Here is a 20,680-nt window from a genome sequence, read left to right on the forward strand (position 1 = left end):
CCACCTTAATAATCAAGCCTGTATTGAATACCAGCCGTACTATCAATCTCGGTGGTTTCGCTGGTCACACTGATGTTCGGGGTGATTTCAATTTCGACTTCGACCCCGCTTGATCCCGGCGTTGAACCGGCCTTGGTGCCGACATAGACCCCGTCGGTCAGATACTTGCCAACCTTGACCTCCGGCCCGTCTTCACCGCCACCGACCTGTAAAACATCGGCACCAATAAACCGACGCACACTGCCGACCACATCAAGGCCGCTGCCACCGCCCGACAATTCATTTAACGCACTGGCAAGCTGGACGGCCTCAACAGCACTCAGGCTGCCTTGCGACTTCCCAAACAGGACTTGAGACAGAATTTCATCTTCCGGCAAGGACGGATTGGACGTCAGCACGAGTTCAGGGTCACTTGCTGGCCCCTGAAAACCTGCCGTGACTTCAAGCTCGGACGTTGTATAAACCCCCTTGATGTCGAGCATCGGATCAGGCGGGGATGCACCGGCAAACGTGATGCTCGAATCCTTGATCACGAATGTTTTGCCAATGATATCAAGCTGCCCGCGCAACGCCGACAATTTGCCGACAATGCGCGGATCGTTGGTTGTGCCTGAGATATCAAGCGTGCCACCCCATTCGGAATCAAGCCCCTTACCGCGGACAAAAAGTCGTGCAGGGATATTCACCGTTACATCCAGATTGCCGACAAAGCCGCCTTTTGCTTCCTGTTCTTTTTTGGCTTTTGCTTCTTCCTGCGCACCCGGAAGGTTGGCAACATCAAGGCTTGGAACCGATTCAGGCAAGGCAAGGCTCAAGTCCACCTCACCGCGCTGAAGCGTCACGGTGCTTTTGATATCCGCCCCGTCTTCGGTGCCCGTGACAGATGTGTCAACATCGGCCCAGAATTGAAGCTCATCTTTGCGCGAAAGCGCCATATTGTTGAGCTTAAGCGCAACATCGTATTTGACCATTGATCCTTGGTTAAGGCCCAGATCAACCGATCCATCAAGTGTCCCCGAACCACCATCGGTCGCAGTTATAGACGGGATTGAAAGCCCGGTCTGGTCAAAGTCACCGGTGAATGTCAGCCCATCAATAATGGTGCCATATTCAAGGTTTTCATACGCGCCATTGGCAAGCTTGATGTCACCTTTCCACGCGATGTCATCAAGACGCCCACTGACATCAAGGGCCAGCTTGATGTTGCCCGAAAGATCATGATCGGGGGCCGGGACATACGGCCAGAATTCCGCAATCTCACCGTCAAGGCGCACCGATCCGACAACCGGTGCCGACATATCGGGACTAAATTCCTGTGCAAGGATTGAAATCGCCAGAAGCACCTTGCCATTGGCTTTCAGAATCTGTTCATCGGCATTGCCCAGAGATGCGGCACCGGAAAGCTCGGCATCTTTAAGGCTGACGTCCAAATCCATTTCAAGCGGCTTGAGCCCCTTGGCCGCCTTGGCAGTAATGCCGTCAATTTGACCTTTGACCGATGCGGTTGGCGTCTCACCCGGCTTTTCACGCAGCATGGCCGCAAGGTTCGCAGTCCCGTCAAGGCCATCAAACCCGGCAATCGCCCCCCACGGACCAAGATCAACGCCCTCAAGCGTGACATCCGCAGAAATCATCTGCTTTGCCTTATGGTCAAGAACCGCACGCAACTGACCACTGCCAACCGTGATATCGGCATCAAGCTGCTGGGTACCATCACTTTTCTGAACAAAGCTTAATGGTTCTCGTAAGGCAACTTTCTGATCTGCGATAAAGACATCAAATTTACTGGCATCCACACGCAGATCATCACCAAGGCCAAGCTTGGTAAGTGCATAAACTGAAAACGGCACGTTGGCTTGCCATGTGCCACGGGTCTTAAGCGAGACATCAAGCGCGTCCAGCCCACCATTAGCCCCAACTGTCACGTCATTAATCGCAACGTCACTGGCAAAGATGTCTTTTCCTTCAAGGGTCGCATTGATCGCGGGGGCCTCAAACGCATTGGTAACGTCTGCGGCAAGATTGATATGATCGACCCTGACCGGGTCTTCACCCGGTGCTGCCTCCAGACGCAGCCCCTTGGTCGTCGCCGTCACATTGACGGTTTGCTGTGTACCGTCAGGCACCAGCGCGATGTCAGCTGTCATTGCACCATTGGTAAAGGGCACACCAAAATCAGACAGCATCACCGCATCAAGCTTCGACAGCGCAAATTTGCCCTGCATCGGCACGGCGTATTCAGGCAGGGTGATATCCCCGCGAAGGTCAATATGCTCCCCGCTCAGGGAAATGCCCTCAACCCGCAAGGCGTTACTTGGCAGAACAACATTGGCCGCAAGATCATATTTGGCATTCGCGCGGTTGAATTTGACCGTATTCGTCAGTGACAACACCGATTGCGCCGACCATCCCATCTTGCTGACAAGCTTGACGTTTTCAAGAACCTGCCCCGCCGCATCGACCTTGGCGGTGCTAAGGTTAATCACCCCGGCGGGTGCACTGGTCGGGCCATCAAGTGCGATGGTCAATTTCGCCGGTGCAATCGCAACCCCGATCCCCGGCGGCACGGTTCCCGGTGCAATATCAAGATTGGCGTCGATGGCCATTTGACCAAATGTTTCAGTCAGATCGACCTTTGCCGCCCCCGTCACTGTGGCGGTTTGAACCTGATTAAGGTCAATGGCCATATCAAATGCCGGGCTGATCGCAACCGATCCGGCAAGGGTTGGTGACGGGCCAACAATCCGATCCAGATCAGAAACGCCAAATCCGGTTTGCGTGCCATTGACCGCAACGTCAAAACCGCCACCATTTTCCAGCGACCATTTTATGTCCGACAGGGAAACTTGCCCCTGCCCGGATAAATCAAGCCCGGAAACGGGCCCAAAGATCGAAAGGTCGGCCACATCAGCCGTCAGACCCGCATCAGACACAACCATGGCATCATCAAGCATTGCCTGCCCCCGCACCGTCATCGCGGGCGTTTCAAGCAACAACTGACGCAGATTGATATTGGCAAAGTCCGATGAAATCACACTTTCAACCGACAGAGACTGATTGTCCCCGACAATCGCACCAAGACTATCATCCTGCCAAACATGGCCTTTGGTGGTCACCGTAACCGATGCCGCAAGATCATCATTGCCAATAATCCCGCCAGATACAGGTGCAAGATCGGCACGGGCCGAAAGTCCAGCAATGGATGAAACTGGCGTTTCTATATCGCGTCCATTGATCGAAAGCTGCACGTCGGGCAGATCAAAACCACCCTTGGCGGCAAGATCAACATTAAGCATCCCCCAGCGGACCTGATCATCAATCAGGGACGATAATACAGGATCAACATTGGCCGATATTTTTGCCACAACCTGACTTTCGGCAAGATCGATATCCGCCGTACCCGACACATCCAACGCACCGGGCATCTCAACAGCCAGACGGTCAAACGAAAGATGGTCATTTTCAAGGTCAAACGCCCCGGAAATGCCAAGCTCGATCACCTTGCGCACTTGTTCGGGCAATTGATCAGAAATCAGCTCAAGCGGTTCCAACCCGCCATCAAAGCCAAAACCAACCGCATCAGACGACAGCTGCACACCAACATCACCACGAAGGGTCGCATAACCACTGGCCGAAAGGTCAATATTACCCTTCCAGTCGTCCGCAGGCCCCGCCCCCTTAAGCAATATCGTTATGTCAGCTGCACTTTCCGGGTCCAGCCCGGCAAGTGTCATGACAAGTCCTTCACGGTCAATCTTACCGTCAATGTCGGCACGAAGTTTCTGGTCTGGACCATCAAAATCCAGATCGACTGCCAACCGGTCCGCACCACCATCAAGCGGGGTTAAATCAAGTTTCGCCTTGGCCGAAAGATTACGTCCCGCCGCCGCACTGGCATGCAATTCATACAAAAAGCTTTTGCCAGATACCGGATCAACAATCGCGATCTGATCAAGGGCCAGTTCATCCAGCCCGATCTCAAGTGGTAGCGAAAATCCGGAACTTTCTTCGTCGGTTTCTTCTTCGGGTTCGGATGGTGCTGTTCCATCTGGCAGGATCACGCTGGTGCGCGCCATTGACACCCGGTCGATCTGTAACCGCCCCGTCAGAAGGGCCAGGGGCGACCAGTCAAACACGCCGTTATTAAGTTCAAGATGGAAACCATCGACGTCGCGCGCCATTAAAAGGCTGTCGATCTGCAATCCGGTCCAGATGCTGCCTTCGACCCGGCCAAGTTCAAACTGGCTGTCAGTGGCCGCAGCAACGGTTTCATTGAGCATCGGTGTGATCGCACGCAAAACGGGACCTGTACCGGCAACACCAATGATCACCAGCAAAAGCACGATGAGCGCACCCAAAGCCATCGCACTTCGGCGCACCCACTTTATCAACGGGTGTTTCGATGCGGCGGGCTGGGTTGGACGTGGGGACAAGGGATCAGACTTGGTCAAAATGCCTGCCCCAGACTGATATAGAACTGATAATCGTCATCAACATTTTCACGTTTATCAAGTGGCACGGCGACGTCAAAGCGCAACGGCCCGACTGCCGTGTAATAGCGGAAACCAAGCCCCGTCGCCCACAGCAACGAAATGTCGTCAGGATTGTTGCTTTCATACACATTGCCGCCTTCGATAAACGGCACGATGCCAAAACTTTCGGTAATGCGCGCACGGAATTCAAACCCGACTTCCAGCACAGAACGCCCACCAACCGGATCGCCATCATCGGCAAGCGGCCCGACCTTTTGATACTCATAGCCCCGGATCGAACCACCACCCCCGGAATAGAACCGTTTGTTCGACGGTAAGTTGCCGCGTTCTTCACCAATGATGGTACCCGTGCGCGCCCGGGCCGCCATGACGTAATCACCGTCATCATCAATCGACAAATATTGCGACCCGCCCAGTGAAACGGACGTAAAGCTGGTGTCGGTATCGGTCAACCCGACATAGGGCGATACATTAAGTTCAAGACGGTTACCCTCGGTCGGGTCAAGCGGGTTGTCGGTATTGTCATGTTTTAAAATGCCGCGCAAACCGCCCAGATAGAATTGCTCATTGGGGGAATCCGCACCGGTCAGGTCCGAATATTCCGCTGTGAAGCCAAATGTCCCCGACCAGTTTTCACCAAGCCTGCGTTCGACACCAACAAAGCTGTCGACCAATTCCCCCTGATACGCATCGGTATCATGGTTCTTGGCATTGCCCTCGGCAACAAGGGCCTGACGACGACGCAAGAACTGCGGTTTGCGAAATTCTGCTGTGAGCCCCTGCTCCTGACCAGATGCCTCAACCCCCAACCGCAATTTTTCGCCCGCACCAAACAGGTTGCGATGTTCCCAAAACGCATTGGCCCCCGGGCCGTCGGCGGTTGAAAAGTTAACACCACCACCAATCGAACGGTGTTTGCGTTCAACTACTGTGATGTCGACGGGAATTTCGCCGCTGTCACTGATGGGGCCAACCGGCTTGACGATGACGCTGTCAAACAGGTTGGACTGCGCAAGGTCGCGTCGCGTGGTTCTGACCTGTTCGGGGTCGTATTTCTCGCCCGCCCCCCAACTCCGGTAACCGGCGATGAAGTCGGCATCGACTTCCTCTGCACCATTGACATTGACAGTACCGAAATTGGCCTCGGCCCCGGCATCAAATGCATATGTTACGGAAATTGTCTTATTGGCGGTGTTGGCCATGACGGTGCGTTTCCCTGCCTTCGCCAACGGGTACCCGCGGCTACGCAGTAAATCAACGCCATACTGTTCGGCCAAAATGATCGGTTCCGCCGTGGCGCGCTGCCCGATTTGCAAATGGGTTGCTTCAAGTTCGGCATCAGTTGCGGCGCGCTCGATCACCTTGTCGGGATAAGTTGTTTTAAGATCAACCGCCTCGATCAGATAAGGTGTTCCGACGTCAATCTGATAACTCAGAACAAGCGGTGTTGGCGCATCGGCACCTTCGGCCTGTTCACTGCCCGCAGCACTGCCGTCAATATCGCCGTTTTTATTTTCTGTCGGTTTTTCCGATGCGTTTTCAGACCCATCTTCGGCGTCTGGCGATTGGGGATCGACCGGATCAGTTGATACTTTTTCGGCAATATCAAAGGTGACCTGCGCCTCATAGAAACCCTTTGAACGCAACACAGCCTGAAACCGTTCAATGTCATCTTCGGCACGGCGTTGAAGACCCGCACGTGACGCAGTCGGGCGCGACTGCAAACGCCGTGCGGTACTGGCCCCATTCAGGCTTGCGATCAATTGTTCTTCTTGCGGATCAATACCGGTAAGTTCCACTTCATAGGGAATGGTCGAACGGAGATCGTTCTGCTGAACAGCTTCATCCGCGCCAAAGCCAAATCCCACAGCGCCCTCATCCGACGAACAGCCTGCAAGCAACGTTCCCGCCATTAAAAGCGGTACGAATGCAACACGTCGGCCATAAGACCGGAAGTTGTGGAACATGCAGTCTGTCAAAAAACGTCGTATCCTTTTGCTTCGTTCCAACCGGGCCTTTGGGGGCCATTATTTTGACCGATAACAGTCTTTTGGTTTGCTATCATTTACGGCGATGGCGCGTATTGGGATCAGAACAACTTTTAAAGCAGTTATCTGAAAACACCATATTTTCAATTACTCTACAGGTCGAGGACCAGCTGTGCCAACTCGCATGTAAAAATGGCATGGCAATGACCCATAATCGCACTTGTCAGAAAAATACATTGAGCGTACCGGGGGTTGAATGCACGATGCAACGTGCCCCCAATTGCAGGAGATCCATCTCGTGACATCGACACAGTCCAATGCAGTCATTCTTCGTAATGCCATGCCTGCCGATATTGACGGGCTTTGCGCACTTGAGACAGCGAATTTCACAAGTGATGGTATCACACGCGCATCCTTTTTGCGTTTTCTGCGCCGTAGCTCGGCGCGTCTTCTTGTCGCGGACGCAGGGGACGGCGAACATCCCAACGTTGTCGGCTACGGCTTGTTGTTGTTGCGCGAAAATTCGATAACAGCACGGATATATTCACTGGCCATTTCCAAAGACTGGCGGGGCATCGGTCTGGGCACGCAACTTCTGGCCGGGATGGAAAACCTTGCCATTGAGGCTGGCTGTCTTCGCATTCGCCTTGAAGTGCGCATCGAAAACGATACCGCACGTGGCCTTTATGAACGTCACGGATATCAAAAAGTTTCCGACCTGTCCGGATATTATGAAGATGGTGCCGATGGCATCCGTTTGCAGCATGACCTTTATGATGTCATTGCCGAAAAATCGCCTGCGGTTTCAACCGGTGCACCGCTCATCCTTGTTGATCGGCTGTCTGACATCCCCTTTGCCGTTTCGGGTGCGCGCGTCATGCGGGTGCGCGATTATCTCGCCCTTGATCACGGGGTGCGCAACCGCCGTGTGATCAACCTGTGCCGGTCCTATGAATATCTGTCGCGTGGTTATTATTGCAGCCTGCTGGCCGCGGCCCGCGCCGAGCGCGTGATCCCCGAAGCCGACGTTTTGCTGGACCTGAACTGGAAACGCCTGCAAAAGGCCGCGCGCAATGATCTTGGCCCGCAAATCACCGAGGCCCTGACAAAACCGGGCGATCATCCGACCTATGTTGATGTCTATTTCGGACGCAGCACCGACAAACGATTTCGCCACATCGCCCAGCGGGCCTTTGATCAGTTCCGCTGCCCGATCCTGCGGCTGCATCTGAACAATAAGGATGGCAAAGCCTCTTTACGCGAAATCGAAGCCCCATCGCTAAGCCAGCTTAACAGCGGCCATATGACCGCATTTGAAGCCGCCTTGCGCGCCTATTTGCGTGGACGCGTCCGCAAACAGGGTAACGTCACCCAGCCAACCGCCCTGGTCGCTATTTTGCACGATCCCGACGAAGTCATGCCGCCATCAGACAAAGACGCCCTTGCCCTTTTCGTGCAGGCCGCAGCCGACCTTGGCGCGCGCGCCGAATTGATCACAGCAAAGGATTTCCATCATCTGTCGGAATTTGATGCGCTTCTGATCCGCGAAACCACTGCCCTTGACCACCACACCTATCGCTTTGCCAAACGTGCAGTCAAGGAAGGCATCCCGGTCATTGACGACCCGGACTCGATGCTGCGCTGTACCAACAAGGTCTATCTGGCCGAATTACTGCGCACACATCGCATTCCGGCCCCCAAGAGTGCGATTTTCGATAAGCGCCGCATTGGTGAAATCGGTCAGCAGTTTAGCTTCCCGTCGGTTCTGAAAGTGCCCGACGGATGTTTTTCGCGCGGCGTGCGCAAGGTGAAATCACCCGAACATCTGGCCGAAGTTGCCAGTGATATGTTCAAGAATTCAGAACTTCTGGTCATTCAGGAATATGTCGAAACCACCTTTGACTGGCGTATTGGTGTTTTGGGCGGCGAAGCAATTTTTGCCAGCCGCTATTTCATGGCGCCGGGTCACTGGCAGATCGTCAAACACGAAGACGACGGCAAAAGTTATGAAGAAGGCGGGTTCGAAACCGTCGCCATCGAAGACGCCCCCGAAGACATCGTCACAACCGCCCTTGCCGCCGCACGGTTGATGGGCGACGGGCTGTATGGTGTCGATATGAAAGAAACCCCAAACGGTCCGATGGTGATTGAGGTCAATGACAACCCCAACATCGACGGCGGGGTTGAGGATGCCGTGCTTGGGATGGAGCTTTACCGGCGCATCATCGCCCATCTTCTGGGCAAGATCGCCCGTCCGTAGTACTGATGCAAACAGCAAAAAGGCCGGGGATCGAAAGCGCGGATCACCCGGCCTTTTTGCTAACAAACACCGCCGCCTGAACTTTATCGCGGCCATAGCGCGCCATCAGATCAAACTCATGACGCAGGATCGGGAATGACAGGCAATCGCTGCCGTTAAACGGGTCATGATCATCGCCAATATCAGGATCGGTGACATAGACAAACCGGTCATCAAAGCCCGACACCACTACCCAATGGGGAATTTTATCGCCGTAAATGCGGTACTGGCTGATTAGAACCAGCGCCATCTGGCCGTTGCGCATGCGGTTTTCGATCTCGGTCACGCCAAACGCACCAACAGATACGGGAATGCCTGCCTGTTCGATCTGACGGGCAAAATCATAATGCACCAGTTCGACCACTTCGCGGCTTTTGGCTTTGCGCACGGAATCAACAAAAAGCGGCCCATCGCGACTGCGCAAGACCTCGACGTTAAACCCGCGTCGATCTGCCGCCAATGCCAAGCCCAACGGACCACAGCCACCATGACCTGATGTCATGAAAATGGTGGTGGCTTCGCGCCACAATGCGATTTCAAGGCTCCTGTCCATTTCAACCAATGGATCAAGCGCATTCATCGCCATCATCAAGGACGCCGGACCACAGGTGAATGGCAGGGTCTGGTGATAAAAATGGATCGGCGATGGCAGGCGCATCGATTGGGGGACGAGCACCCTTTCCATGCGCAGAGCATCGGAATGATCGGGATAATAATCAGGATACAGCGCAAATTCACGGTAACCCGCACCGTGAAACAGCGCGATGGCAACCGCGTTGCCCTGACTGACCTCAAGCCGCAAAATCGGCGCACCGTAATCAAGGCTAAGCTCTTCTGCCTGCCTCACAAGCGCGCGCCCAATGCCTTTTTGGCGAAAGTTCGGATCGACCGCCATCGAATAAAGCCGGGCCAACGCTACATTGCTACGAAAAACCACCAAGGCATAGCCAACAACAGCACCGTTACTTTCGGCAACGCGCAGACGTGCGGTTTCACTACCGATAAAGCGTTTGAACGCCCGGCGGCTTAGTCGGTCAATGTCAAAGGAACGGTTTTCAATGTCACACAGGGCATCAAGATCCCCGTCATGTGCCAATCGAAACCCGATCTGGCTGTCATCAAGTTGGCCCAAAATCACACCTGCATTGCGCACCCACGACATTCAAAGCATGTCACGGCGTCATATCGACACGAAACGTTTAAATGCAATAGTGCAATTTCGGTAAGCGTGCCGCGCGTTTATGCCATGCAGCACTTCATGCAAGCACCCAACACTCTAGCCGCGTGCGGAGATGCGTGGTACCAACGGCGACATATCATATCCGGCATCTGACGCTGATTTGATGATGTCTTGCACCGGCAGCTTACCCGCACTGGCCAAAGACCACAGGATCGTGCAACGCGTGCCGCTGCGGCAATAGGCAAATACCGGCTTTTCTGCCGCTGCAAGATTGGCGGCAAACGCATCGGCATCAGCATCAGCAACATTGCCGCTGGCGACAGGCTGAAAAATCGCTTTCATGCCAAGGCTCTCGGCCTTGGCGGCAATTTCCGCAAACGATGGCTGTCCCGGGTCCTCGTCATCCGGGCGATTGCAAATGACGGTTTTGAAACCGGCTTTGGCAATCTCGTCAATGGCCTCTATTGGCAATTGCGGCGATACGGTCAGCTCATCACTCAAGCGTTTCATTTTTGTCTGTCCCCTTACAGCAGTTGCTATAACCGATGCCATTATCTGGCGGCTATGGCAACTGCCTGCGGGAAAAATACAGACAAAAACCCATCTTCCTCGATGTCTGCCCGTTGGAGGTCTACCCGATGTCTGACCTCATTTTCCACCTATTACATCCGCGTCGAACAGGTCCTTATCCCCAAAACGCGATACATCGGACAAAACCGGAATACTGCCGTCACCAGCATCACAACCCCGGCGGCAACCATCAGCCAGCCATAAGCCCCGAACGCGACAATCGCATCATCGGGTTTAACCATCACGAACGGTACGGCCAAAAGTACGAGCCCAAGAACAATCCGAAAGACACGATCCAATCCACCAATATTTTTCATGGTTCTTCCTCGTCAACAGATACTGGTAAAACACCACATAACCATTACATCATAAAATAATGGAATACATTGACATGGCGCAATGTGGCGCGAAAACCTGTGACGACATCGGAATTACACTGCCAGTATCTTGTCGCGATGCCCCGCACGTGCCAAAAGACAAGAAACTTGAATGGGAAATCCGATACATGAGCACCCTCGCCGCGACGCAACCTGCACCCAAAATTGAACCCGCTGATGACTTTCCGGTTTGGCAAGAAAATCACCCATCTGGCACATTTTCCGACTGGCTGAAAGCATCGGTCTGTGATGACTGGAAACGGGTAACACACCATCCGTTTACCGATGCATGGGGTGACGGTGCCCTGCCCGGCGCCAACCTGAAAAATTACCTTATTCAGGATCATCGTTTTATTGACCGGTTTGTCGCCCTGCTGGCTGCGGCAGTTTCCCGTGCGCCAACGCTCAAGGACCGCATTCCGGGGTGTCAGTTCCTTGCCCTCGTGACCGGTGCTGAAAACACCTATTTCGAACGATCATTTGACGCGCTTGGCGTTTCAGACGCGGACCGCGAAAATCAACCCGACTGGCCCGCGACCAAAGCCTTCAAACAGCTGATGACCGATGCAACAAACAGCAACAGCTACACCAACATGCTTGCGGTTTTGGCAGTTGCCGAAGGCACCTATCTTGGTTGGGCAGACCGGGTCAACACGGCCATTGCCAAACGCCCGGATGACTTTTGGTATTCCGAATGGCTCGATCTTCACATCGGCGCGTATTTCGAAAGTGTGATTGCCTATCTAAACGATCAGCTTGATCAGTGTGGCCCGGGTCTATCGGCCAATGATCGCGCGCAATGCCTTGATCATTTCCGCCGCGCGACATCGCTTGAAGTTGCCTTTTTCGATACCGCGTGGGGACCACAGGAATGACGACCATTCGCCAGTTCAAAGACAGTGACGCGCCACAGATGACGGCGATTTATCTTCGTGCTGTGACCGAACTTGGCAAGCTTCGCTATCGCCCGGAACAAGTCGCCGTCTGGGCAAAGCTTACCCCTGATGCGGACCGATTGACCGAATTGATGAACGATGGACGTAACGGATTTGTGGCCGTCACATCAGACGACACAGTCGTCGCGTTTGGTGACCTCGAAGCGGATGGTCACATCCATTTTCTTTATGCCGATCCTGACGTCGCCGGGACCGGTGTCGTCTCCACCCTGTATGACGCGATCGAGGCCAAGGCCACCGCCGACAACCTTGGCAAGATGTATTGCGAAGCCAGCGAACTCGCCAAAAGCTTCCTGCTGAAAAAGGGGTTTAAGGTCGTCGAACGGCACGACTTTGAAGTCGCAGGCGTTGCCATTCATAATTACGCCGTTGAAAAGCGCCTGCGCGTACCGTCGCCACGGCAGTAGTTTAAGCCAACTCAGATTGACGCCAGCCAATTGCCCAGTTCGGTCATACGGCGTTCCGCAAGACGCGCATTGTCATCGATGCCATATTGCCACGCCAAATCTTTCCGTCCGGGATGCTTATGCAGGTTCTCCCAGTCGTTTGCCATACGATCAAGCGCGCCCTGATCGGCAAACAGACCCGCATCAATCAGGCGCTGCCCATAACGGCGGAAAATTGCCGCCAGTTCCGCAAGCGTATATTCCGGGTGATATTGCACGCCCCAGAATCTCAACCCGTCATTCTCCATGACAAAAGCCTGAATATCGCTGTAATCGTTGCCCGCCAGAATAACCGCCCCCTCGGGCGCAACGGACACTTCGTCCATATGAACCGTCAAAGCCGAAAAGCAGGCCGGTTTTTCCGAATACATCGGGTGGCGGACACCTTCCGGGGTCAATTGGATCATGCGCCCGATGCCAATTTCACGTCCCTTGGGGATGGCACGCACCTGCCCGCCAAACGCACGCGCCACGATTTGCATGCCCCAGCAACTGCCAAATACTGGAACGCCACTAGTGACTGTCGATTTTGCAAGCGGCAACTGGTTAAGCACCGCTTCTTCGTCGATATAGGCGTTCAGCGCCGATCCGGTCCAGGCAATGCCATCAAAATCCGAAAACGTCGCCCCGCTTGGCAAACAGTCCGGACCGTCATCAGCGGGACGAATGATCGTGATATCAAGATCGGGATCAAGGTGCTTCAGGGCCGCTTCATATCCCTCGCCAGATGGTGTTCCGCCCAGAGAACGGTTAAGTTCGTTCACCGCACGCACATTGCCATCGACAATTAAAATTTTCATGCTTCCCTCATTCCAACACCTTGATCCCGCAAAAGACGCGTTTACGCGATGCCCCTAGCCAAGGTCACCGACACAGGCCCGGCGGAATATCGCCGTATAGTCGGCAACCGAAAGTTCAATCGGGTTGCCACCATCAGACGGATCTCCCTTGGCCTTGACGGCAACTTCGTCGGCGCGATCAACATCAACACCGATTTCAGCCAGGGTATTAACCACCCCCAACCGTGAACGAAACGCCATCACCCATTCAAACAAGGTGTCAAAACCGGGTGACGCGAGGTCGAGAAGACGACACACGACTTCACATTTTTCTTCAATCGCGCGGCGGTTGGCCTGCATGACATAGGGCAGCAAAATCGCATTGGTCAGGCCGTGATGGGTATCGAAAATCGCCCCGACCGGATGGGCCAGTGCATGAACGCCACCAAGCCCCTTTTGGAACGCGGTTGCCCCCATGGAGGCCGCAGCCAGCATATCGGCACGGGCCTCGATGTCGCTGCCGTTATCATAGGCACGCGGCAAGGCCTCGGCAATCAGGCGCATGCCCTCAAGTGCAACACCTTCGGCCATCGGGTGATAGCCCGGCGCGCAATAGGCTTCAAAGCAATGCACAAAGGCATCAATCCCCGTCGCCGCCGTCACATGCGCAGGCAGACCAACCGTCAGTTCGGGATCAGAAATAACGATGGCAGGCAGCATCTTGGGATGGAAGATGATTTTCTTTTCGTGGGTATCTTCCTTGGTGATCACACTGGCACGGCCAACTTCGGACCCCGTCCCCGATGTTGTCGGCACGGCGATAATCGGCGCAATACCGTCGGGGTCCGCACGCGTCCACCAGTCACCGATATCCTCGAAATCCCACATCGGACGGGTTTGTCCGGCCATCAGGGCAACGGCCTTGGCCGCATCCAGACCCGACCCACCACCAAATGCGATGACGCCGTCATGATCCCCGGCCCGGTAAACAGCCAAGCCATCATCAACGTTCTTGCCCGTAGGATTACCCTTGACCCCGGCAAACAGGCCGGTCGGAATTCCAGCAGCCTCATTCGCGGCAATCGCGTCACGCACCATCGGCAGGTCTTTAAGACCCTCATCCGTGATCAGAAGCGGCTTTTTCATGCCTGTCGCCTTGCAGGCATCGGGCAGTTCGGAAATACGGCCCGGACCAAAGCGAACAGAGGTCGGGAAGCTCCAGTTTCCAACAATCTTTTTCGTCATGTCTGTATCCTTTGCGCCAATCGGCGTCGTTAAATCTTTGTCCGCAGATGGAAGCTTTTAGGACGGGTAAGAGACTCATAGCCGACTTTCGACAACGTACACCCCCGTCCTGAATTCTTAACCCCGGTCCACGCAAGAGCAGGATCAAGATAATCCGCCCGGTTCATAAACACCGTCCCGGTCTGAAGCTGATCGCCAATGCTCAGGGCCGCATCCTCATCCGTTGTCCAGATTGACGCCGTCAGACCAAATTCGCTGTCATTCATCAATGAAATGGCTTCTGCATCCGATTTGACTTTCATGATGCCGACAACCGGACCGAAACTTTCTTCGCTCATCACCCGCATCGAATGGTCAACATTGATCAGAACCTGCGGCGCAAGATACGGCGTCCCTTCTGCGTTGGCGGCAAATTTTGACGGATCAATCAGGGCCTTTGCCCCGTCACGGACGGCATCGGCAATCTGACCGCGCACAAATGCCGCCGAGGACGCACGCACCATCGGACCAAGGTTGGTCTCCGCATCAATCGGGCTGCCAAGCCGGTACTGCCCAACAAGATCAGCAGCCTTTTCGACAAACGCGTCAAAGACGCTTTCGTGGGCGTAAATACGTTCGATCCCGCAACAAGACTGACCGGTGTTAAAGAATGCACCGTCAATAACGTTTTCCACAGCATGGTCGAGATTGACATCAGAACGGATATACGCAGGATCCTTACCGCCCAGCTCCATGCCGGTTGCGATGAATTTACCGCCAACAGCTTTTTGCACGGCATGTCCACCGGGTACCGACCCCGTGAAATTGACAAAATCAACACGGGCATCGCCCATCAGTTTTTCAGCATTGGCATGACTAAGATGCAGATACTGGAACAATCCCTTGGGCAGGCCTGCGGCCTCAAACGCCTGCGCAAAACGTTCTGCACACAGCGGGGTTTGATGCGAATGTTTCAAAACCACGGCATTGCCAGCCATCAAGGCCGGTACAACACCATTCACCGCCGTCAGGTATGGGAAGTTCCAGGGCGCGATGATTGCAACAACACCAAGTGCCTCACGCCGGATAAACCGGTTGAACCCGTCCTTCTCGCCCGGATGATAATCGGCAAGGGCTTCGGGTGCGATGTCGATCATGTAATCGGCACGTTCTTTAAAACCGGCAACCTCGCCTGCCCCCTGGGAAATCGGGCGGCCCATTTGCCAACTGATTTCTGCGGCAATTTCGTCCTTCTTTGCGACAAAGGCGGCAACGGCCTTGCGCAGGATTTCCTGACGGGTTGCAACAGGTACGCTGCGCCATTCGGCTTGCGCCACACGGGCAAGATCAAGTGCGGTATTGATCTCGGTCGCACCAGCAAGCGGGCGCTCGACATAAACCGAACCGTCAACGGGCGAGATAGTGCGTAAACTCTCAGACATAGTGCCTCACAGTTAAAGATGTGATGAGTGATTTGAACGAGGTATCAACAGGGTTGGTTCCACTCGACATCCCCGATCAAATAATTTCGAAATAACGCTGCAATTCCCAATCGGTAATCGCCTTGCGAAACTCGCGTTCTTCCCATTCGCGTGACTGGGCGTAATGGGTGACGAATTCTTCGCCAAACAACGATTTTGCCGCGTTGGAATTGCGCAGGCGTCCGGCGGCCTCAAAAAGCGTTGCTGGCAATGTCACGTCTTCTGGGAATTCTTGTTCATAGGCGTTGCCGACAACCATTTCGCCCGGCTCCACCTTGTTCTCGATCCCCCAAAGCCCTGAACCGATCGCGGCAGAAAGCGCGATATAGGGGTTTATGTCCGCCGCAGCAATCCGATATTCCACCCGCTGCGATTTTTCACTCCCCGAAATGACCCGAAGAGCCGTTGTACGGTTTTCAACGCCCCAGGTCGCCGTCGTTGGCGCCCAGAAACCGGGAACCAGACGGGAATAACTGTTTACCGTGCACGCCACCATCGACAGAAGCTCTGGCATCAGTTTCTGCTGCCCGCCAAGGAACCAGCGCATTTCATCTGACATGTTATCGGGCTTATCGGCATCATAGAATGCGGCACGGCCATCCTTGCCCTTAATCGAAACATGCATATGCCCGGACTGTCCCGGCCAGTCGGGCGACCATTTTGCCATAAAGGTTGCCATCCAGCCGGCCCGTTGCGCCAAAACCTTGGTAAAGGTCTTGAAAAGTGCCGCCTTGTCAGCAGCCATAAGGGCCTCGTCATGCATGATCGCAGCTTCGAGAACCCCCGGACCGGTTTCGGTATGCAATCCCTCAATCGGAAAATCCATGCTTTCGCCAAGTTCAAGCAGGTCACGATAAAATTCCGAGTGCACTGAATTGCGCAACATCGAATACCCATAGAAACCCGGCGTAATGTTGGTCAGATTGCGATAGTTTTTCTCCCGCACGGAATGCGGCGTTTCCTCAAACAAAAAGAATTCGAACTCGCACGCGGCTGAAACCTCGTAACCCATGTTCGATGCCTTATCGAGCACACGGCGCAGCGTTCCACGCGGACAAACGGTTTCCGCCCGTCCTTCGAACTCACCCAGAAACAGGATTGTGTCGTCTTCCATCGGCAATTCACGGCAGCTTTCCGGGATCACCCGTACCGGTGCATCCGGATAGGCCGTATGCCAGCCGGTGAATTCGGATTTATCATAAAGCTGATCATTTGAATCCCAGCCCAGAACCACGTCACAAAAAGCAAAACCGGAATCAAGAGCCGACAAAAATTTATCGCGATGCATATATTTGCCGCGCATAATTCCATCGACGTCGAACACCCCGATTTTGACGAATTTGATATCACGTTCCTGAATAAGTTTTCGTGCGTCATCGGCGGTTTTGACATCTTGCGCCTGCATCGGTGGCCTCCTGTTATTTGGGCTTTGTTATTACGTCAAATTGGTCGTTTTTCCCGGCTTTCTCGACGCATTTTTTTGATTTTCTAAACGAAAAATATATTACATTTTCGAACAAATATACATAAATTTTGATTTTTTGTATTATTTATTACACCTTAAAAATACTTCAAATTCAAGTAGATGCAGGGCACCAAATATCCGAAAGTATCTGGTGCCCTGCCCGCTCAATTGATCGGCTTAGCTGTACCGATACGGCTTACCAGCCTTCTCCATCACAGCAGCATACTGCTTGAAGATATCAACAACCTTCGCGCAACGCGGACTGGTCTGCGCGATCTCGTCCCAGAACTTGTGTGCTTCGGCTTCAACCGTTGCCCATTCGCTGTCCGGGATTGAGGTCAGCTTCATCTTTGTGCCCTGTGTACGGAGTTTGGCTTCGCCACCCCAGTACCAGTGCTGACGATAATAGTGGGAACTGTCCATGCACAATTTAAACAGCACTTTCAGATGGTCAGGAAGCTCGTTCCAGCGTTCTTCATTGGCAAAGAACGACCCACACCACGCACCGGAGATATTATTGGTCAGGAAGTAATTGGTCACATCTGCCCAACCGACCGTGTAATCCTCGGTAATGCCTGACCATGCGATGCCATCCAGCTCGCCGGTCTGCACTGCAACCTCAATGTCTTCCCATGGCAACGTCACCGGAACGACCCCGAAACGTGACAGGAACTTGCCCGCCGTCGGGAAGGTAAAGACGCGCTTGCCTTTAAGGTCGGCAAGGCTGTTGATCGGCTCAACAGTTGCAAAGTGGCAAGGATCCCACGAACCAGCCGAAAGCCACTTAACGCCTTCAACTTCGCCGTATGCTTCTTCCCAGATTTCGTTCAGGCCGTATTCTTCAAACAGGACCGGAACATCAAGGCTGTAGCGGGTGGCAAATGGGAAATAACCGCCAAAGACCGAAACATCAACCGGGGCTGCGATCGAGTCATCGTCTGACTGAACCGCATCAATGGTACCACGCTGCATGGCACGGAAAAGTTCACCGGTCGGGACCAGCTGATCGGCATAGTAAAGCTCGATTTCCATTTCACCATTGGCGACCTTGTTAAAGGCATCAATCGCCGGTTTGATCACATGCTCGCCCAGTGCCGGGCCTGCATATGTCTGCAAACGCCAAGTGATCTTTGCGTTCTGCGCCTTGACGTAAGGCGAAGCGAACGCTGTGGTACCGGCTGCAGCAGTTACAATACCGGCTTTTTTCATAAAGTCGCGTCTCGTCGTCATTGTATCATCTCCCTGATCGATGAAGTTTGTTAACGCACTTGTTGTACTGCCCTGCCCGTCCATCGGGCTCGACAGCGCCTCCTCTTCTTGAAAATCAACACCTCCCCTGAATTTCTTTTTTTTCGTGGCTGGCGGGGCCAATCCGACCCCGCCAGTAGTGGGTCTTCAGGCTGTTCACCGGGCGTAGTGCCATTCCGGCAGCCACAGCGCGATTTGCGGGAACACCATCACAACGCCAAGCGCAATCGCCATAATGATCACAAACGGCGTAATCGACTTATAGATGTCCTTTAACGTCACCTCTGGTGGTGCCATGGCACGCATCAGGAACAAATTGTACCCAAACGGAGGTGTCATATAGGCGATCTGACAGGTGATCGTATAAAGCACGCCGTACCAGACCAGATCGAAACCAAGTGCGCCGACCAGCGGCACATAAAGCGGCGCGACAATCACCAGCATTGCGGTGTCATCAAGGAACATCCCCATCAGGATGAAGGAAATCTGCATCATGATCAGGATCTGCCACGGACCAAGTCCCAGCTTATCAACAAAGAAACCCTCAATCGCCTTGACTGCGCCCAAGCCATCAAACACCGCCCCGAATGCGAGGGCCGCCAAAATGATCCACATGAACATGCAACTGATCGACAACGTCTTGCGAAGGGTTTCTTCCATGACCGAACGATTAAGGCGACGCTTGGCCAAGGCCGCAAGGGTTGCGGCAAGTGCGCCAACAGCCGAACTTTCAACAAGCGATGTAATCCCCATCAGGAACAAACCGGTCATCGAGAAGAAGATGAAAAGCGGAACAACCCCGGCCTTGAGCAAGCCGATCTTTTCCGACAACGTGATTTCCGCACGTTCTTCCTTGCTAAGTGCTGGCCCCATATCAGGCTGTATCCAGCACCGAACGGCAATATAAAGGATAAACATCCCCGCCATCATCAAACCGGGGAATACGCCCGCAAGCCAGAGTTGCCCGACAGGCTGACGCGCAATCATGCCATAGAGCACCAGAACAACGCTTGGCGGTACCAGAATACCCAGCGAACTGCCCGCCTGGATCACCCCGGTCACCATGACTTTGTCATAGCCGCGCCGCAAAAGTTCCGGCAATGCGATACTGGCCCCGATGGCCATGCCCGCAACGCTAAGGCCATTCATGGCAGAAACCGCAACCATCAAGACAATTGTCCCGATGGCAAGCCCCCCGCGCACCGGCCCCATCCAGACATGGAACATCCGGTACAAATCATCCGCCAGCCCGGATTCCGACAGCATATAGCCCATGTAGACAAACAGCGGCAACGTCAGAAGCGGATACCATTTCATCAGCTTCATGGCGGCACTGAACGCCATTTCTGATCCGCCGTCGCCCCACATGCCAAGGGCAAAAACAACCGCGACAAAACCAATGGCACCGAAAACCCGTTTCCCGGTCAGAAGCATCAGCATCATCGTGGAAAACATCAGAAGAGCAATCATTTCATAACTCATGAAAGGCTCTCCCCACGGGCTGCGGCCAGATCCTTAAAGAAGGTCGCAATCGCCTGAAGCAGCATCATAAACACGCCAAATGTCATGATCGACTTTATCGGCGTCATGGGTGGCGACCACGCCGAATAGCTGGTCTCGTTATATTGAAAAGCATAAGAGGTCGACGAAATGCCGCCATACAGCAAAAATGCCAGATAGAAGATCAGAAACAGGATTGTAATCGCATCAAGTCCGGCCTGTTTGCGCGGCGACAATGCGCCATACAGCAAATCCATCCGGACATGTGAGTCCAGTTGCATGGAATAGCCGCCCCCCAGCAGAAAATACGACACCATGATAAATTGTGCGGCTTCCAGCGTCCAAAGAGCCGGGAACTCCATCAGCTTGGTGACCGAGGAATAAATAAGCACGGCAAGCATTGCGAAAATCAAATACATGGCAAACCGGCCAATAATCCGATTAACGCGATCCACCCATCTGACATAGGTTTTGATAAACTCAGGCATTTAACGCCACTCCAACATCTCCCAGTTTATAGGTCGTAACGGCCCGTAACGCCCCGGTCAGACGCAAACACACCTGTTGCCGTCCACAACATGTGCGAACAGATCCAGTATCGACGTCTGCTTTGAACGGAAAGACTTCAGGCCCTGACAACCCATATTACGCCCCCTTGAATGCACGCCCCCATG

Annotated in this window: 15 protein-coding genes; 3 read left to right on the top strand and 12 right to left on the bottom strand. The window is 53.9% G+C overall.

Annotation, left to right across the window (positions count from 1 at the left end; genetic code table 11):
• Positions 1 to 5: 5 nt before the first annotated feature.
• Both K355_RS0112440 and K355_RS0112445 read right to left on the bottom strand, forming a co-directional pair.
• Positions 6 to 4,451, bottom strand: coding sequence for a translocation/assembly module TamB domain-containing protein (locus tag K355_RS0112440; RefSeq protein WP_022732473.1), 4,446 nt, complete (start codon positions 4,449 to 4,451; stop codon positions 6 to 8).
• Positions 4,448 to 6,472, bottom strand: a complete 2,025-nt coding sequence (locus tag K355_RS0112445) for an autotransporter assembly complex protein TamA (RefSeq protein WP_245562946.1) — start codon at positions 6,470 to 6,472, stop codon at positions 4,448 to 4,450. Before K355_RS0112445 ends, K355_RS0112440 begins: the two co-directional genes overlap by 4 nt.
• A 307-nt stretch (positions 6,473 to 6,779) precedes the next feature.
• On the opposite strand from K355_RS0112445, the gene K355_RS0112450 reads away from it, so the two are divergent.
• A complete protein-coding gene (locus tag K355_RS0112450) occupies positions 6,780 to 8,741 on the top strand; it encodes a GNAT family N-acetyltransferase (protein ID WP_022732475.1) in 1,962 nt (653 codons plus the stop codon).
• A gap of 43 nt (positions 8,742 to 8,784) precedes the next feature.
• On the opposite strand, the gene K355_RS0112455 is transcribed toward K355_RS0112450, so the two are convergent.
• From K355_RS0112455 to K355_RS0112465, 3 genes are all read right to left on the bottom strand, one after another.
• Positions 8,785 to 9,942, bottom strand: a complete 1,158-nt coding sequence (locus K355_RS0112455) for a peptidase C39 family protein (RefSeq protein WP_022732476.1) — start codon at positions 9,940 to 9,942, stop codon at positions 8,785 to 8,787.
• 114 nt (positions 9,943 to 10,056) lie between these two features.
• Positions 10,057 to 10,470, bottom strand: coding sequence for a protein tyrosine phosphatase family protein (locus K355_RS0112460; RefSeq protein WP_022732477.1), 414 nt, complete (start codon positions 10,468 to 10,470; stop codon positions 10,057 to 10,059).
• A gap of 152 nt (positions 10,471 to 10,622) precedes the next feature.
• Complete coding sequence (locus tag K355_RS0112465) at positions 10,623 to 10,847, bottom strand: YgaP family membrane protein (protein ID WP_022732478.1); 225 nt, start codon at positions 10,845 to 10,847, stop codon at positions 10,623 to 10,625.
• 188 nt (positions 10,848 to 11,035) lie between these two features.
• On the opposite strand from K355_RS0112465, the gene K355_RS0112470 reads away from it, so the two are divergent.
• Together K355_RS0112470 and K355_RS0112475 are read left to right on the top strand one after the other, a co-directional pair.
• Complete coding sequence (locus K355_RS0112470; protein ID WP_028791568.1) at positions 11,036 to 11,782, top strand: TenA family protein; 747 nt, start codon at positions 11,036 to 11,038, stop codon at positions 11,780 to 11,782.
• Entirely contained in the window at positions 11,779 to 12,270 is a 492-nt protein-coding gene (locus tag K355_RS0112475; RefSeq protein ID WP_022732480.1) for a GNAT family N-acetyltransferase, read from the top strand. Before K355_RS0112470 ends, K355_RS0112475 begins: the two co-directional genes overlap by 4 nt.
• A gap of 11 nt (positions 12,271 to 12,281) precedes the next feature.
• Here K355_RS0112475 and K355_RS0112480 read toward each other — a convergent pair whose 3' ends face one another.
• The 7 genes from K355_RS0112480 to K355_RS0112510 form a co-directional block, all read right to left on the bottom strand.
• Positions 12,282 to 13,109, bottom strand: coding sequence for a type 1 glutamine amidotransferase (locus K355_RS0112480; protein ID WP_022732481.1), 828 nt, complete (start codon positions 13,107 to 13,109; stop codon positions 12,282 to 12,284).
• A 54-nt stretch (positions 13,110 to 13,163) separates the two neighbouring features.
• Positions 13,164 to 14,333: an iron-containing alcohol dehydrogenase gene (locus K355_RS0112485; protein ID WP_022732482.1), complete on the bottom strand. Its 1,170-nt coding sequence runs from the start codon at positions 14,331 to 14,333 to the stop codon at positions 13,164 to 13,166.
• A gap of 29 nt (positions 14,334 to 14,362) precedes the next feature.
• Positions 14,363 to 15,754, bottom strand: coding sequence for an aldehyde dehydrogenase family protein (locus K355_RS0112490; RefSeq protein ID WP_022732483.1), 1,392 nt, complete (start codon positions 15,752 to 15,754; stop codon positions 14,363 to 14,365).
• A gap of 76 nt (positions 15,755 to 15,830) precedes the next feature.
• A complete protein-coding gene (locus K355_RS0112495) occupies positions 15,831 to 17,198 on the bottom strand; it encodes a glutamine synthetase family protein (protein ID WP_022732484.1) in 1,368 nt (455 codons plus the stop codon).
• A 237-nt stretch (positions 17,199 to 17,435) separates the two neighbouring features.
• Positions 17,436 to 18,488: a TRAP transporter substrate-binding protein gene (locus K355_RS0112500; protein WP_028791570.1), complete on the bottom strand. Its 1,053-nt coding sequence runs from the start codon at positions 18,486 to 18,488 to the stop codon at positions 17,436 to 17,438.
• 174 nt (positions 18,489 to 18,662) lie between these two features.
• Positions 18,663 to 19,988 carry a TRAP transporter large permease gene (locus K355_RS0112505; RefSeq protein ID WP_022732486.1) on the bottom strand — a complete coding sequence of 442 codons (1,326 nt, stop codon included), beginning with the start codon at positions 19,986 to 19,988 and terminating at the stop codon, positions 18,663 to 18,665.
• Entirely contained in the window at positions 19,985 to 20,494 is a 510-nt protein-coding gene (locus K355_RS0112510) for a TRAP transporter small permease subunit (protein WP_022732487.1), read from the bottom strand. The genes K355_RS0112505 and K355_RS0112510 overlap by 4 nt, the downstream gene beginning before the upstream one ends.
• Between the last annotated feature and the right edge of the window lie 186 nt (positions 20,495 to 20,680).

The sequence above is a fragment of the Thalassospira lucentensis MCCC 1A00383 = DSM 14000 genome, from assembly GCF_000421265.1.
Lineage (GTDB): Bacteria > Pseudomonadota > Alphaproteobacteria > Rhodospirillales > Thalassospiraceae > Thalassospira > Thalassospira lucentensis.